Source organism: Arthrobacter sp. A2-55, from assembly GCF_025548615.1.
Taxonomy (GTDB): Bacteria; Actinomycetota; Actinomycetes; order Actinomycetales; family Micrococcaceae; genus Specibacter; species Specibacter silviterrae.
In genome coordinates this window covers 1-15,939 of the sequence record NZ_JAJLOZ010000027.1, presented here as the reverse complement: position 1 = coordinate 15,939, position 15,939 = coordinate 1, and the positions used below count along the sequence as shown (strand labels likewise).

Sequence of the window (15,939 nt, the reverse complement as noted above, 5' to 3'; positions counted from 1 at the left end):
GGCAGGCTTCAGGCGGGCCTCACTCGGGGCGGGGGCGTGGGAAACGTCACAGGGAAGCGGCGGGCAAGACCGCAAGTTAAAGCAGAAAACCCCTTATTGCTAAGGGGTTTTATGTGGTGGCTCCGACCGGCGTCGATCCGGTGACCTTTCGATTTTCAGTCGAACGCTCTACCAACTGAGCTACAGAGCCTTGGTGAACTGCGAAAGCCTTTGTCACCAGATCTCCTAAAAAGATTCCAGGAAACCTCAGCGACCCTGACGGGACTCGAACCCGCGACCTCCGCCGTGACAGGGCGGCGCGCTAACCAACTGCGCTACAGGGCCTTACTTTAATTGCTATTTTTTGTTGCCAATTTCGCGTTTAGTGCGAAATTCACGAGTAATATCGTATCAGCCTTTTTTGGACCAATTGACCACCACTCGCAAAGTACCCCCAACGGGATTCGAACCCGTGCCGCCGCCGTGAAAGGGCGGTGTCCTAGGCCGCTAGACGATGGGGGCATCGTCACCGACGTCCAGCTCACAGTTGCCTGCGTGCTGTCCGCAGTGGACTTCAAAAACTATAGGGCCTATTTGTCCAGAACACAAAACGAGCCGCCACCGGGTGGGCGGGCGGCAATCACTAGGCTGGAGCCATGAGCAAGAACCCCCTCGCCTCCATCCCGTCATTTGGCCCATACCGAATGGGGCCGGAGGAATTTGACGCCGCCGTGGAACAGGCCATGGCTTCCATCCCGGCGGATATCCGCGATGAGATGGACAATGTGGCCATCTTCGTCGAGGACGACTATGTGCCGGGGCCGGACGAGGACCCCGGCACGGTGCTGCTGGGGCTCTACCAGGGCACGCCGCTGACCGAGCGGGACAGCTGGTGGGGCGCGGGTTCGCTGCCAGACCGCATCACCATCTACCGCCAGCCCATCCTTGACATTTGCACATCCCGCGAGCAGGTGGTCCATGAAGTCACCGTCACCGTGGTGCACGAGATCGCACACCATTTTGGCATCAGTGATGAACGGCTGCACGAGCTCGGATGGGGATAGCCAGCCCGGCCGCGGAGGCACGGCCCGGTAAATAACAGCCGTGTGGTTACAGCAATGTTGTTTATGTTGCCTGTGTTACTGGTGTTGCCAAAGCAAAGTCAATGGCCGTAGTGTCAGCTTTGCCGTGCACATTTGCCGTGCAATTGCACCCGCAATTTTGTCGGTCATTGATCCGGGCTGAATCCGGGACTTGCCCGTCGACCGGTAGTAAAGGATTTCAAGGATGAGTTTGCCCCGCCTGGTTCGTGGAACCACAGTTCTTGCCTGCGCTGCATTTGCCGCCACTGCCGTGGTTGCCCCTGCCCACGCTGCGGCACCGGCTTTTGTGGCTGCGCCGGCCTTCTCCGCCTTCACGTCCGTTCCGGCCTCCCCGGCCATTCCGAGCACCGATGACATTGACCAGGCCAAAAAGTCCGAAGCTGCAACAGCCGCTGAATCCGCCAAGATCGACGCCCTCCTTGGCTCAGCCAATGAGCGCCTGCAGGGCTCCCTGTCGGGAACCATCCGCGCCAACAGCGCCTACACCGATGCCCTGGTGGCCCTGGACCAGCGCCGCACGGAAGCCACGCAGGCCAAGGCGCAGGCCGATGCCGCCGCCAAGCAATACAAGACGGCCAAGGCCCACCTGGGCGCCCTGGCCGGCAACCTTTACAAGACCGGCGGCATGAACCTGGACGTGCAAGCGTTGATTGGCAGCACCAGTGCCGACAACGCCATGTACCAGGCCTCCACCCTCATGGCGCTGTCCACCGACCGCGCAAACACCTTTGACACCGCTGCGGCAGCCTCGGCAAGCTCGACGGCGTTGCAGGCGCAGGCTGCCGCCGCCCAAAAGGCAGCCGACGACGCCGCCCGCTTGGCCGAGCAGTCCAAGCTGGCCGCCCAATCTGCCACCGACGCCCTGGCCGCCGTCGTGAAGGAAAACCAGGCCCAGCGGGACGTGCTGCTCAAGCAACTGGCCAGCCTCCACAACACCACGGTTGCCCTGGAAGGCGCCCGCGTGGACGGCCTGGCCAAAAAAGCCCAGGAAGCGGCGCTGCAGGCACAGATTGCCGCCTCAACCAGGGCACCAGCGCCGGTGGCCCCCGCTGCACCCGCCGCGCCAGCGCAAAACGCCCCCAGCCAGCCCCAGCCGGCACAGCCCAAGCCCGCCGCGCCGCCTGTTGCACCACCGGTCGTGCCGGTTGCACCACCGGCACCCCCAGTGGTTCCGCCGGCACCCCCAGTGGTTCCGCCAGTGATTCCGCCGGCGCCTCCCGTGGCCCCGCCCGCGCCCACCCAGCCCACAGGCTCCTACATCCAGACCATGGTCAACTTCGCACTGTCCAAGTCCGGCACCCCGTACCAGTGGGGCGGCACCGGGCCTGTCGGCTATGACTGTTCGGGACTGGTGCAGCAGGCCTTCGCCGCGGCAGGGGTCTCCGTGCCGCGCACCGGAACGGAACAGTTCTGGGCGGCGCCGCAGCGCGTGCCGCTGTCCCAGATGCGCTACGGCGACCTGCTGGTCTTTGACGAATCTCCCGCCGGTTCAGGAAGTTTCGGCCACATTGCCATCTACCTCGGCAACGACCAGGTGGTGCAGGCCCTCTCGCCCGGCTTTGCCACGGGCGTCTATTCGATCTCCAGCATGCTCCAGTTCGGCATGACGCTTTACCCCTACGCCGCCAGGTACTAAACGCCCCGCTCAAGCCCTGCAGCTCAGGCCTGGAGCAGCGGCCCAAACGCGGAGCGGTCGTTCTGGCGCGGATCCTCGCGGTCCCGGACCACCATGACGGGGCCCTTGGCGTGGTGCCGCACGCCGTCCGTGGTGGAGCCGAGCATCATGCCGGCGAAGCCGCCGCGCCCGCGGGTGCCCATGACCAGCAGCTCGGAGGTCTCGGAGGCCTTGACCAGGACGTCGACGGCGGAGCCCTCCACGAGCTTGACCTCAATGGGAAGCTGCGGGAAGTGGGCCCGCAGCCACTTTTCGCCGGCGTCGAGCTGGATCTGGATCTCGGCAAACAGCGCCTCCCGGTCCACGGGCGCCGGCATCCAGGCAAGTGAGCCGGTGTAGGGCTGCACGGCGCAGATGATGCGCAGGGCAAATCCGGAGCGTTCGGCCTGTTCGGCAGCCACCAGCACGGCGTAGCGGGCCTGGTCGGACCCGTCCACGCCCACCGTGATGACCTTTTCTATTACCGGCATCGGGGACTTGGGCGGCTGGCCTTCGCCCAGTCGCGGGGCACAGCTGAGGGGCACCGTGACGGTGGGGCACTTGGAGTGCGCTGGGAGTGCGGAGCTGACACTGCCCAGCAGGCGGCCGATGAAGCCGCCGCGGCCGCGGGTGCCAAACACCAGAAGCTCGGCTGTTTCGCTCATTTCCAGGAGCACCCCGGCGGCGTCGCCGTTTTCCACCCTGGCGTCAATGTCCAGCTCGTCATGGGCAATCTTGGCTGCAGCCTCGCGCAGCACTGCCTCGGCACCCTGGCGGATCACGTCGTCGTCAACCGTGGCATAGCCGCCGTCCAGGCCGGAGGCGGCGAAGATGGGAACAGTGTAGGCGGTGACCAGATGCAGCGGAAGCTTGCGCAGCTTGGCCTCCCGGGCGGCCCACACCAAGGCGCAATTGCTTTGATCGGATCCGTCAATTCCGACCACAATTCCGGTCGGGGCGGGGATGGGGTCGGGCTGGGCAACAGGGAATGACTCCTGTGGATCGCTCATGCTGCGCCTCCTTGTTTTCCTGTGCCGCCGGGGTCGCAGACTCCTGTCCGCCTCCCCTTCGCGGCCTGTACCAGTGACTATTGTCGGTTGCGGAATCCACGTCAAGTTCCGCCGGCGGCGTGTGGGATTTGGGCTGTTGTGCAGCCCCCTGCAAGGCACTTTCGGCGCCCCCATGCCGTGTGCGGCTTTGTCCAATCGAGTGATTTTTTGAAATGCTACCCAGCCGTCAAAATGTTGGGTAGTGTTCGGATTGGCGCCGCTGCCCGGCATGTGCCTGAAATCACATGCGGGGATCCGGCCCGCACCCATTCAGCTCCATGGTTCGCCCCTGCTCCGGGACGGGCCACCACCGAAGTTCTCCTACCGTTCGAGGAGGCATTCTGCCATGCTGGCCACGCTTGACCCTGCCCTGACCACTCCTGGTCCCGCACTGAGTCCCAACCACCCGTCCGATGAACTGCGGCCCGCGGAGGCCACCACCACCCTGGTGATCGGGTCAGGCTTTTCGGGTCTGGCCATGGCGGCCGAACTCAACCGGCAGGGCATCAAGGCCATCGTGGTGGACTGCTTTTGCCCCACCAACCCCAATTCCCCGGCACCGCCCACGGGCAACATCAGCCTGGACGCCATGGCGGAGCGCTCGGAAATCATGAGGCTGCTGGAGCACTACGCCCGCCGCCATGAACTGGATATCCGCCCTTCCACCTGCGCCACGGCGCTTCTGCACACCAACAGGGAAAAGCCGAACGAACGCCAGTGGTCCGTGCAGACCGCCAACGGCACCGTCACGGCCCACAGCATTGTGTTCACGCGCGGCGCGCTGAACCAATTGCGCCGCATGTTGCGCGAGCTCGGGGTGAACACGGGCCACGATTTCACTAATGCCCTGCATTCCGTGGGCCTGTATTTGGTGGGCGTGGGCGACCTGGTGCTGCCGAGCACCCAGGAAATCCTGCACCAGGCCAAGCGGGCGGGTGCGTCCATCGCCCACCGCGTGGCCTTGCGCGAAGGCACGCCCGCCGCCGCCACTGCCTAGAGGCGGCGCTACTCCCCCGGCGCCGGCGCTACCTCCCAGACCGCGGCTGCAGCCCAGGCAGGCCCCCGGCAGCTATTCGGCAGCTAGTCGGAAGCCTTGAGGCGCTTGCGGGCCACCACGACCATGGCAACCACCACAACCACCAGCACGCCCATGAGGCCAAACACGCTCCACGGCACGCCTCCCCCATCGGGGGCCGCCTGCGCGGCCGCCGCGGACGGCGCCTGGATCGATTCGGCCGGTCCCGCCACGGCCGCGGAGCCGGCTGCGGCGGCCTTCGCGGTGAAGGTGAACTGCCCTTCCACGGGGTGCGAGTCGGAGGAGACCAGGCGCCACTGCACCGTGTACTTTCCGGCCGGGGCGCCGGGCTTGACGGCCTGCGTGGCCACGTTGTCCAGCACGGACACCGCCCCTTCGGACCAATTGGTGCCCGAGGCATCCAGCACCTTGACCTCGGCACCAATCGCGGCAGGGGTGTTGCTCATGGTCAGGGTGACAACGTGGGGCGCGGTCGCCACGGAGGAGCCGTCGGCCGGGGAAGTCGCCTCCAGGGAGTCGTGCGCCTGGGCCGCTCCGGAGCCGCCCAGCAGCGCCAGCAGGACGACGGCGGCACCCGCCAGGGCGCGCCACAAGACCTTGGTGCCGCCTGGCACCGCCGGAGGTGTCATGTTCGTCTCAAAAACCTGTGGCCGGGAGAGCGGTTTCACGTGCTGTGCGTCCTTGCGGTAGGGGAAAGGGCTTCAATCCCAGACTAACCGAGCCAGGTGGGAACATCCTGCGTAAAGACGCCCCCAAAGCACCCCCGCACCTGCCCTGCCACAGCGCGAAGGTGCCAAGGGCAGGCAGGGTGGGGACCGGCGTCGTGCCTTGGCATGCGTGCCGGCGCAGCCCCGGTGTGACGAGCCGTGACCCGTTAGTATTTCTCCTGGTGGCTTTTTCGTCTCTACACTTCGCCCGGGAGGGCATTCAATGGCAATAAAAACGGCAGCCCGCATGTCTGCGGTCGACAAGTACTTCATGATCACCGAGCGCGGTTCAAACTATTCGCGGGAAATTCGCGGCGGCTTCGCCACGTTCTTTGCCATGAGCTACATTGTTGTGCTCAACCCGCTGATCCTCAACGTGGCCGACTCCTCCGGCGGCATGCTCGGCATTGAGCGCGTGGCTGCGGCGACAGCCTTTGTGGCCGGCATCCTGACCATCCTCATGGGCGCCTGGGCCAAGCACCCCTTCGCCCTGGCCACGGGGCTCGGCGTCAACGCGTTTGTGGCCGTGACCATTGTGGCCAACCCGGGGCTGACCTGGCCTGACATGATGGGGCTGGTCATGATCTCCGGCATCACCATGTTCATCCTGGTGCTCACCGGCTTCCGCACCGCCGTGTTCCGTGCCGTGCCGGAGAGCCTGAAGACGGCCATTGTGGTGGGCATCGGCATGTTCATTGCGCTGATCGGGCTGGTCAATGCCGGCTTTGTGCGCCGCATCCCCGACGTGGCCGGCACCACTGTCCCCGTGGGGCTGGGCTTTGACGGCAAGCTCGCCGGCTGGCCCACCCTGGTCTTTGTGGTGGGCCTGGTCCTGACCATTGTGCTGGTGGTCCGCAAGGTCCGCGGCGCCATCCTGATCGGCATCATCGCCTCCACCATCCTGGCCAACATCCTGGAGGCCGTCTTCCACATCGGCCCGTCCTTTGACGGCAAGGTCCACAACCCCGCCGGCTGGTCGCTGGTGTCCCCCGAAATGTCCAAATGGAGCCTGCCGGACCTGAGCCTCATTGGCCAGTTCAACCTTTTTGGCGCCTTTGCCCACCTGGGCGGGCTCGCCGCGGCGCTGCTGGCCTTTGTGATCCTGCTGAGCATCTTCTTTGACGCCATGGGCACCATGGTGGGGCTGGCCGGGGAGGCTGGGACCCTGCGCGCGGACGGCACCATCCCCAACGTGGACCGGGTACTGCTGGTGGATGCCTTTGGCGCCATTGCCGGCGGCGGCGCGTCCACGTCCTCCAACCAGATTTTCGTTGAATCCGGCGCTGGAATCGGTGAGGGCGCCCGCACGGGCCTGGCCTCCATTGTGACGGGGCTGCTGCTGCTCCTGGCCATGTTTGTCACCCCGCTGATCAAGCTGGTTCCCTTTGAGGCAGTGGCCCCCGCCCTGGTGGTGGTGGGCTTCATGATGGTCTCCCAGGTGGGCAAGATCGACTGGTCCGACTGGGGCCTGGCCATCCCGGCGTTCCTGACCTTCACTCTCATGCCGTTCACCTACTCCATTGCCAACGGCCTGGGCGCCGGCTTCATCGCCTACGTGCTGATCCGCCTGTTCCAGGGCCGAGCCCGCGAAATCCACCCGCTCATGTGGGCCGTGGCGGCGGCGTTCGTTCTGTTCTTCGGCATCGGCACGGTGGAAGCCTGGTTCGGGATCAAGTAGCTCCCCCTCCGCCGAGCGGGCATTTAACGTGGATGTTTTCGCCCAACATCCACGTTAAGTGCCCGTTGGCGCGTTAATCTGTGATGTCAGACGGCGGCCTGCCCTTCCGGGTGGCAATCCCGGCGCGGCTGCGGTTGGCTGGAACCATGGACTTCACCTCACTCACCGTTGACACCCCCGCCTCCGCCTGGACTGGAAGGAACGACGGCGACGGGCCGGCGCACCGGCGCTGGTGGCAGGCAGTGGCCACTCCGCCGTCCGGTCCTTCCGGTGCCGCCGCGTCAGCGTCCTCCGCGGCCCCCGCCGCACTGCTGGGCTTCCGCTCCGATGAGGGTGTGCGCCGAAATGCGGGCCGCGTGGGTGCCGCAGCCGCCCCGGCCGCGATCCGCGCCGCGCTGGGCTCGCTGGCCTTCCACGGCTCCCGGGCCGTCACCGACGTGGGGGACGTGGTGGTGGCCGGCGATGCCCTCGAGGAGGGCCAGGCGCGCGCCGGGCGCGCCCTCACTGCCATGCTCGACGCCGGACAGCTCACCTTTGTCCTGGGCGGCGGTCACGAAACCGCCTTTGCCAGCTACCTGGGCGTTGCCGGCACGGCGGCAGTGGCCAACGGCGCCCGCCTGGGCGTGCTGAACCTGGACGCCCACTTTGACCTGAGGGACGCCCCGGCACCCACCTCCGGCACGCCGTTCCTCCAGATGGCCCGGGCGGAAGCCGCCGCGGGACGCGAACTGAACTACGCCGTCGTCGGCATCAGCGAACCCAACAACACGCGCGTGCTCTTTGACACCGCCCACGAGCTGGATGTGAAGTACCTCCTCGACGAGGACTGCTCGGCGGAGCGGACGGCCGCCTTTGTGTCGTCCTTCCTGGAAACCGTGGACATTGTGTACCTGACCATTGACCTGGACGTGCTGCCGGCTTCCGTGGCACCGGGCGTCAGCGCCCCCGCCGCCTACGGCGTGCCGCTGCCCGTCATCGCCGCCGTGTGCCGCCAGCTTGCCGCGAGCGGGAAGCTGTTCCACTTCGACGTGGCCGAGCTGAACCCGGAGTTCGACATCGACAACCGCACGGCCAAGGTGGCCGCCCGGCTCATCGACACGCTGCTGCGGTAGCGGATGCGCGGGACAGCTCCCTTTTCCCGCGTTATTTCTGCGCGTGGCCCGGCCTTTGGCGGCCGGGACTCGCTAGGCTCAACCCATGGGACCCGGCCCGGGCGGAAGGAGCCAACAATGAACCATGCCAGCGCGGAAACTGGTGCCCGCACTCTGGTCGACACGGCCATTGCCGAGCTGGCCGAAGGCGAAACGCGGTGGGCGGCGCTTCCCCTGTCTGGGCGGCGGGCCATGCTCGGCGAGGTCCGGCGCCGGGTGGGGGCCCACGCCCGGGAATGGGTGGCGGCAGCGGCGCAGATCAAGCGACTGCCCGCCGATTCCCCACTGGTGGGCGAGGAATGGCTGTCCGGGCCCTATGCGCTGGCCTCCGCACTCGGGGTCCTGGAGAATTCCCTCGCGGCCCTCGACGCGGGCAGGAGCCCGGTGGAATCCGCACACTTTGGCGAAGCGAACGGCCAGGCCACAGTCCAGGTGGTGCCGCTGTCCGCCATGGATTCCCTGCTGCTCAGCGGTTTCAGTGCTGAAGTCTGGCTGCGGCCAGGGGTCGGCAAGGCGGCCGCCGTCGCCGGCGCGGGGCTCGCCCAGCGGACCCCGCAGGACACCCGGGGCATCGGGGTGGTCCTGGGCGCGGGCAACATCCTCTCGATCGCACCCCTGGACGTTCTCTACGAACTCCTGGCAAACAATCGCGTGGTTGCGCTGAAATTGAACCCCCTGACGGACCCCATGCTGGAGGCTTTCACCAAGATCTTCACACCGTTTATCAACCTGGGCGCGTTGCGCATCCTCACCGGCGGGGCCGACGTCGGGGGCCTCCTGGTGGAGCACCCCCAGGTGGCGCACGTGCACATGACCGGCAGCGCCGCAACGCACGACGCCATTGTGTGGGGCACCGGCCAGCAGGCCGCGGACCGCAAGGCGGCCGGCACCCCACGCCTGGGCAAGCCCATCACCAGCGAGCTGGGCGGCGTCTCCCCAACCATCATCATTCCGGGCAAGTGGAGCCGGGCGGACATCACCTTCCAGGCCCAGCATGTCGCCACCCAGCGCCTGCACAACGGCGGCTACAACTGCATTGCGTCTCAGGCCGTGGTGATTTCGGCCGAGTGGGGGCAAAAGCAGGAATTTCTTGCGGCACTCCGCAAAGCCCTGGACACCGCGCCGCCACGGGAGGCCTACTACCCCGGCAGCGACGACAGGATGGCCGCGGCCGCCGCAGCCCACCCCTCCGCCGAACGGCTTGGGGAGGCGGGCCAGCGCCTGCTCATCACGGGCCTCTCCACCAACGACACGGCAGCGGTGCTGGAGCAGGAGTACTTTGCCCCCGTGCTTGGCGTGGTGGAAATTGAGGGCACCGGCCGGGAGTTCCTGGACCGGGCCGCCGCCGCTGCCAATGAACGCCTTGCCGGGACCCTGGGCGCCAACGTCATTGCCAGCCCCGGCACCATCAGGGGTCTGGGCCCCTCCTTTGAGCGCTTCATTGCCTCCCTCAGCTACGGGACCATCGGCATCAACGCATGGACCGCCGTCGGATTCCTGAGCCCGGCAGCAACCTGGGGCGGGTTCCCGGGCCACACCCTTGACGACGTCCAAAGCGGCATCGGCGTGGTCCACAACGCCCTGCTGCTGGCCGACACCGAGCGCACCGTGGTCCGCGGCCCGTTCCGGCCGTCGCCCCGGTCCCTGTGGCACGGGGAGTTGTCGCTCACGCCCACGCCGCCCTGGTATGTCACGAACAGGACGGCGGCCGTGACGGGAGAACGGCTGACGCAGTTCGCGGCAGACCCCCGCTGGCGGCGTGTTCCGGCAATCCTCGGATCCGCCCTTCGCGGCTGAACGCGCCAGGTCCGCTCGGGGGCGGCCGAACGGGCGGCCTGCCGCTTAGTGGGCTTCCGCTGCGACCTCGCCCTCGAGCTCGCGGCCGCCGCGGAACTGCGTCCTGTAGAGGGCGTAGTAGGCGCCGCGGCGGGCCAGCAGCTGCTCGTGGTTGCCGTGTTCCACAATGTCGCCGTCCTCCATGACCAGGATGGTGTGCGCATCCCGGATCGTGGACAGCCGGTGCGCTATGACAAAGGACGTCCTGTCGGTGCGCAGGGCTGCCATGGCGTGCTGGACCAGCAGCTCCGTGCGGGTGTCCACACTGGAGGTGGCCTCGTCCAGGATCAGCAGCGACGGGTTCGCAATGAAGGCGCGGGCAATGGTGATCAGCTGGCGTTCACCCGCGGAGACTGTGCCGCCGTCGGCGTCGATCACGGTGTCGTAGCCCTCGGGGAGCTGGCGGACAAACCTGTCCACCATGGTGGCCTCCGCGGCGGCAACAATCTCCGCATCGCTCGCATCCAGCCGGCCGTAGCGGATGTTTTCGCGGATGGTCCCCTCAAACAGCCACGCGTCCTGGAGCACCATGCCCACCTGCGAGCGCACCTGTTCGCGGGTGAGGCGGCGGGTGTCGATGCCGTCGAGCAGGATCCGGCCGCCGGTGAGCTCGTAAAAGCGCATGACGAGGTTGACCAGGGTGGTCTTGCCGGCGCCGGTGGGGCCCACAATGGCCACGGTCTCCCCAGGCTGCACCGTGAAGGTCACGTCCTGGATGAGAGGCGTCGTCTCCGAGTAGCTGAAGGCCACATTTTCAAAGCGCACCTGGCCGTCCGACTGCCCGGGCAGGGCCACGGATTCCTCCTCCGCGAGCTGCTCCTCGGCATCGAGGATTTCAAAGGTCCGCTCAGCCGAAGCCACGCCGGACTGGATCATGTTGGCGATGCCCGCCATCTCCCCGATGGGCTGGGAAAACTCCCGCGAGTACTGGATGAACGCCGTGGCGTCTCCCAGTGTCATCTGCCCCGTGGCAACCCGCAGACCGCCCACGACGGCGACCAGCACGTAGGAGAGGTAGGAGACAAACTGCATGGCCGGCATGATCATGCCCGAGACAAACTGCGCCCCGAACGACGCCTTGAACAGCTGCTCGTTGCGTTTGTCGAACTCGGCCAGCATCTCCGCGTCCCGGCCGTAGGCGCGCACTAGCTCAAGCCCCGAAAACGTCTCCTCGACGTGGCCGTTGAGCGAGCCGGTGTGTTTCCACTGCGCCGCAAACAGCTTCTGCGAGCGGGAACCGACCACCCCGGCGATGATGGCGGAAAGCGGCAGCGCTATCAAGGCGATCAGGGCCAGCTGCCAGGAGACGATGAACATCATGATGCCGATGCCCAGGACTGTCAGGGCGGACTGCACCAGCTGCGAGAAGGCCTGTTGCAGCGCGGCCTGAATGTTGTCGACGTCGTTTGTGACCCGGGACATCAGGTCCCCGCGCTGGCGGGTGTCAAAGTAGCCCAGCGGCAGCCGGTTGAGCTTGCGCTCAATGTCCTCGCGCAGGCGGAACACCACCCGCATGACGAGGGCGTTGAGCAGGAAGCCCTGGAGCCACATGAGCGTGGACGCCACCATGTACAGCGACAGGACAATGGCGATCAGCCGGCTGAGCTGGACAAAGTCGATGCCCTGCCCCGGAATGATGCTGGTCTTGGCGAGCATGTCGGCGTACTGCCCGTGGCCGGCGGCGCGGGCGGCCGCCACCAGCTGCTCCAGCGGTACGCCTGCCGGCAGCCCCGCGCCCAGGACGCCGTTGAAGATGACGTCCATGGCCGCGCCGAGGATTTTGGGGGCGATGACTGTGAGCACCACCGAGAAGGCCACCAGTGCCACCACCAGGGAGAACTGGGCGCGCTCGGGGCGCAGCAGGCCCACCAGGCGCTTGACGGACGGCCAGAAGTGCTGCGCCTTCTTGGCCGGGGTGCCGCCGAACATGTCGCCGTCGGACCCCGTGGGCTGGTACTCGGGTTCCTGAAGCTCGACGTCGGCCGGGTCCCGGGGTGCGTTTGTCTCGGCAGCCTGCCGCTTGCTGGTGCGGGCCATCAGGCCACCCCCTCGATGCTCAGTTGCGACTCGACAATTTCCCGGTACGTGTCGTTGGTGTCGAGCAGTTCATCGTGGGTGCCCGCCCCGACCACCTCGCCGTTGTCCAGCACGATGATGTGGTCCGCCTCGCGGATGGTGGAGATGCGCTGGGCCACAATGATCACGGTGGCGCCTCCCGTGGCTTCGTGCAGTGATTCGCGCAGGCGCTGGTCCGTGCCGACGTCCAGCGCCGAGAACGAATCGTCAAAGAGGAAGATTTGCGGGCGGGCGGCCAGGGCCCTGGCGATGCAGAGCCGCTGGCGCTGGCCGCCGGAGACGTTGGTGCCGCCCTGGGCGATGGGCGAGTCCAGCTGTTTGGGCTTTTCCGCCACAAAGTCCTGGGCCTGGGCCACCCGGAGGGCTTCCCACAAATCATCGTTGTCCGCGTCCGGCCGCCCAAACAGCAGGTTCGAGGCAATGGTGCCGGAGAACAGGTACGGTTTCTGCGGCACCAGCCCCACCAGCCCGGCCACCTGGCGCCGGTTCAGTTCGCTGACGTCCACCCCGCCGATGCGCACCGTCCCCTCCTGCGGGTCAAAGAGCCGCGGGACCAGGTTCAGCAGCGTGGACTTGCCCGAACCGGTGGAGCCGACGATCGCCGTCGTCGTGCCTGCCCGGGCCGTGAAGCTCACGTTGTTCAGCACGGGGCGCTCGGCCCCCGGGTAGCCGAAGGTGACACCGGAGAATTCGACGGCGTGGCCCGTGGGAAGCTCCGTGCCCGCCGGAACCGCCAGGCTGGGCTGGGCGGAGAGGACCTCGTCGAGGCGTTCGGCGGAGATGGCGGCGCGCGGGATCATCATGACCATGAAGACGCCCATCATGACGGCCACCAGGATTTGCAGCAGGTACTGCAGGAACGCCGTCAGCGAGCCGACCTGCATCTGGCCGGCATTCACGCGCTCACCGCCAAACCACAGCACGGCGGCCGTGGCGAGGTGCAGGATCATCATGATGAGCGGGAACATCAGCACGAAAAGGTTGCCCACCCGGACGGAAACGCGGGTCAGGGACAGGTTGGCGGCGCGGTACCGTTCGGCCTCAAATTTTTCACGGACGAAGGCGCGGATGACGCGGATGCCCGTGATCTGCTCGCGCAGCACGCCGTTGACGTCATCGATGCGGCCCTGCATGTCACGGAACAGGGGCAGCAGCTTCACCACCAGGAAGCCGACGACGGCGAAAAGCAGCGGCACCGAGACCCACACCAGCCACGACAGGCCCACGTCCTCGCGCAGGGCCATGACGATGCCGCCAATGCACATGATGGGCGTGGACACCATGAAGTTCAATGCCATCAGCACCAGCATCTGCACCTGCTGGACATCGTTGGTGTTGCGGGTGATCAGCGTGGCCGTGCCGAAGCGGCTGACGTCCAGGGCGCCCAGGGCGTTGACCCGGTGGTAGACCTCGCGGCGCAGGTCCCGGCCGATCGCCATGGCCGTGCGGGCGCCAAAATAGATTCCGCCAATGGCCGTGGCCAGCTGGACGAAGCACACCGCCACCATGGTGGTGCCCGTGTTCCAGATGAAGCCGGTGTCCCCCTTGGAGATGCCAAGGTCAATGATCTGCGCGTTCAGGCTGGGCAGGTAGAGGGCGGCGATGGTGGAGGCCAGTTGGAGCACCAGCACCGCCGCGATCCACGCCCAGTAGGGACGCGCATGCTGGAATGCCAGTCGGGCGAGTTTCACAGAATTCCCCAATTCGAATAAATGTTTGGTATTCGCGTGACCCGAACATTAAACACGCCCGCCCCCGATGTGGCAACTGTCACATCGGGGGCGGGTTGGATCGTCACGGGCGGCCGAGTTGGCGCCGGACCGGCATTCCCTCAGCTGGGCCCACAAGCGCGAGGGACCCGCTGCGAGCTTGCGAGCAGTGGGAGCGCTTGGGGACTATCCGACGCGTCGGCCGCGGGCGGCCTTTGGCGTCTCCTTTACGTCACCTCCGGGAACACCGGCTCCGTCGCCTACGTGGTTGAATCCCAGCTCGGCCGCTGCCCTGGCTAGTTCAACGGGCCCGTCGCTGATTCGGCCGCCGCGCGGATGGCGCCGGAGCCCACCAGGCGGTCAGCCTCTTCGAGTTCCGGGGAGAGGAAGCGGTCCGGTCCAGGACCCTGGACCGTCTCCCGAAGCAGCCCGATCACAGCGGCGCCGGCCAGGCCGGGGACCAGTTCGCCGTCGGACATGGAGGTGCGCATGTCGATGGCGCGGGTGGCCGTGACCAGCTCAATGGCGAGGACGCGGCGCAGGTTTTCCACGGAGCGGCGCAGCTTGCGGGCGGCGTGCCAGCCCATCGACACGTGGTCCTCCTGCATGGCGGAGCTGGGGATGGAGTCCACGGAGGCGGGTACGGCGAGGCGCTTGGAGTCCGAGACCAGGCCGGCCTGGGTGTACTGGGCGATCATCAGGCCGGAGTCCACGCCGGGGTCGCCGGCCAGGAACGCGGGCAGGCCGTGGCTGCGGGCGGGGTCCAGCATGCGGTCGGTGCGGCGTTCGGCAATGGAGGCGACGTCCGCGGAGACGATCGCGAGGAAGTCCAGCACATAGGCCACAGGCGCCCCGTGGAAGTTGCCGTTGGAGGAGACGCGGCCGTCGGGGAGGACCACAGGGTTGTCGATGGCGGCGGCGAGTTCGCGGGTGGCCACCATGAGGGCGTGGTCCACGGTGTCACGGGCGGCGCCGGCCACCTGCGGGGCGCAGCGCAGCGAGTAGGCGTCCTGGACGCGGTTGTCGCCCACGCGGTGGGAGGCCACGATGGGCGAGTTCGCCAGCACGCGCAGCATGTTGTCGGCGCTGAGGGCCTGGCCGGGGTGCGGTCGCAGCTCCATGTGCAGCTCGGGCAGGAACACCTGGTCGGTGCCCAGCAGGCCCTCGACGCTCAAGGCGGCGGTGATGTCCGCCGTCGTGAGCAGCATTTTCAGGTCGGCGATGGCCATGAGCAGCATGCCGAGCATGCCGTCGGTACCGTTGACCAGCGCCAGGCCTTCCTTTTCGGCCAGCTCAATGGGGGTGATGCCGGCCTCGGCAAGCAGTTCCGGGACGGGGCGGATTTCGCCGTCGGGCCCGGCAGCTTCGCCCTCGCCCATGAGCACCAGTGCGCAGTGGGAGAGGGGTGCCAGGTCGCCGGAGCAGCCAAGCGAGCCGAATTCGCGGACCACGGGGGTGATGCCGGCGTTGAGCACGTCCACCATGGTCTGGACGACGACGGGGCGCACGCCGGTCCTTCCCGAAGCGAGGGTCTTGGCGCGCAGGAACATCAGTGCCCGCACCACCTCGCGCTCCACGGCCGGGCCCATGCCGGCGGAGTGGGAGCGGATCAGGGACTTCTGCAGCTGCGTGCGCATGTCTTCGGGGATGTGGCGGTTTGCCAGGGCGCCAAAGCCGGTGGAAATGCCGTACGCCGGGGTGTCGGAGTGTGCCAGCTCTTCAATGTGCGACCTGACGCGTTCGACGCCGGCCAGCGCCTCCGCGCTCAGCACCACCTTGGCGTTGTGGCGGGCGACGGCGATGACGTCTTCGGGCGTGACCCCGGAGGATGAGAGGGTGACTTCTTGGGACAGAACGGCGGCGGTCATGGTGGTTCCTTTGCGTTGCGGCGGGCTTAAGAGCCACTATTCCGCTTAACGGCGCCAAAGTCTGCAACCCTGCGGCCCCATGTGTCCGGGATT

11 protein-coding genes and 3 tRNA genes are annotated in these 15,939 nt (G+C 67.0%); 6 read left to right on the top strand and 8 right to left on the bottom strand.

The window, feature by feature from the left end:
• Positions 1-114: 114 nt before the first annotated feature.
• From LPN03_RS09370 to LPN03_RS09360, 3 genes are all read right to left on the bottom strand, one after another.
• Positions 115-190 (bottom strand) — tRNA-Phe (locus LPN03_RS09370).
• Positions 191-250: 60 nt separating this feature from the next.
• A tRNA-Asp gene (locus LPN03_RS09365) sits at positions 251-324 on the bottom strand.
• Positions 325-428: 104 nt separating this feature from the next.
• Positions 429-501: transfer RNA gene (locus LPN03_RS09360), tRNA-Glu, on the bottom strand.
• A 134-nt stretch (positions 502-635) separates the two neighbouring features.
• On the opposite strand from LPN03_RS09360, the gene LPN03_RS09355 reads away from it, so the two are divergent.
• Together LPN03_RS09355 and LPN03_RS09350 are read left to right on the top strand one after the other, a co-directional pair.
• Positions 636-1,043: a metallopeptidase family protein gene (locus LPN03_RS09355; RefSeq protein ID WP_240901601.1), complete on the top strand. Its 408-nt coding sequence runs from the start codon at positions 636-638 to the stop codon at positions 1,041-1,043.
• 223 nt (positions 1,044-1,266) lie between these two features.
• Positions 1,267-2,718 carry an NlpC/P60 family protein gene (locus LPN03_RS09350; RefSeq protein ID WP_262454045.1) on the top strand — a complete coding sequence of 484 codons (1,452 nt, stop codon included), beginning with the start codon at positions 1,267-1,269 and terminating at the stop codon, positions 2,716-2,718.
• A 23-nt stretch (positions 2,719-2,741) separates the two neighbouring features.
• Here the strand turns inward: LPN03_RS09350 and LPN03_RS09345 are convergent, their stop codons facing one another.
• On the bottom strand, positions 2,742-3,746 hold the full coding sequence (locus LPN03_RS09345) for a universal stress protein (protein ID WP_262454044.1): 1,005 nt from the start codon (positions 3,744-3,746) through the stop codon (positions 2,742-2,744).
• Positions 3,747-4,131: 385 nt separating this feature from the next.
• Here LPN03_RS09345 and LPN03_RS09340 point away from each other — a divergent pair, with 385 nt between their 5' ends.
• On the top strand, positions 4,132-4,782 hold the full coding sequence (locus LPN03_RS09340; protein ID WP_262454043.1) for an FAD-binding protein: 651 nt from the start codon (positions 4,132-4,134) through the stop codon (positions 4,780-4,782).
• Positions 4,783-4,865: 83 nt separating this feature from the next.
• Here the strand turns inward: LPN03_RS09340 and LPN03_RS09335 are convergent, their stop codons facing one another.
• Positions 4,866-5,489, bottom strand: coding sequence for a copper resistance protein CopC (locus tag LPN03_RS09335; protein WP_262454042.1), 624 nt, complete (start codon positions 5,487-5,489; stop codon positions 4,866-4,868).
• A gap of 286 nt (positions 5,490-5,775) precedes the next feature.
• Here LPN03_RS09335 and LPN03_RS09330 point away from each other — a divergent pair, with 286 nt between their 5' ends.
• The 3 genes from LPN03_RS09330 (at position 5,776) to LPN03_RS09320 (ending at position 10,154) form a co-directional block, all read left to right on the top strand.
• Positions 5,776-7,206 (top strand): NCS2 family permease, encoded by a 1,431-nt coding sequence (locus LPN03_RS09330; RefSeq protein ID WP_240901602.1) that lies wholly within the window; start codon positions 5,776-5,778, stop codon positions 7,204-7,206.
• 146 nt (positions 7,207-7,352) lie between these two features.
• The gene (gene hutG, locus LPN03_RS09325; RefSeq protein ID WP_262454041.1) at positions 7,353-8,318 is read left to right on the top strand and encodes a formimidoylglutamase; all 966 of its coding nucleotides are present in this window, start codon (positions 7,353-7,355) and stop codon (positions 8,316-8,318) included.
• Between the two features lie 117 nt (positions 8,319-8,435).
• Positions 8,436-10,154, top strand: coding sequence for an aldehyde dehydrogenase family protein (locus tag LPN03_RS09320; protein WP_262454040.1), 1,719 nt, complete (start codon positions 8,436-8,438; stop codon positions 10,152-10,154).
• 45 nt (positions 10,155-10,199) lie between these two features.
• On the opposite strand, the gene LPN03_RS09315 is transcribed toward LPN03_RS09320, so the two are convergent.
• From LPN03_RS09315 to hutH, 3 genes are all read right to left on the bottom strand, one after another.
• Positions 10,200-12,230, bottom strand: coding sequence for an ABC transporter ATP-binding protein (locus LPN03_RS09315; RefSeq protein ID WP_316255766.1), 2,031 nt, complete (start codon positions 12,228-12,230; stop codon positions 10,200-10,202).
• Positions 12,230-13,960: an ABC transporter ATP-binding protein gene (locus LPN03_RS09310; RefSeq protein WP_262454039.1), complete on the bottom strand. Its 1,731-nt coding sequence runs from the start codon at positions 13,958-13,960 to the stop codon at positions 12,230-12,232. Before LPN03_RS09310 ends, LPN03_RS09315 begins: the two co-directional genes overlap by 1 nt.
• 314 nt (positions 13,961-14,274) lie before the next feature.
• Complete coding sequence (gene hutH, locus LPN03_RS09305; RefSeq protein WP_262454037.1) at positions 14,275-15,846, bottom strand: histidine ammonia-lyase; 1,572 nt, start codon at positions 15,844-15,846, stop codon at positions 14,275-14,277.
• Between the last annotated feature and the right edge of the window lie 93 nt (positions 15,847-15,939).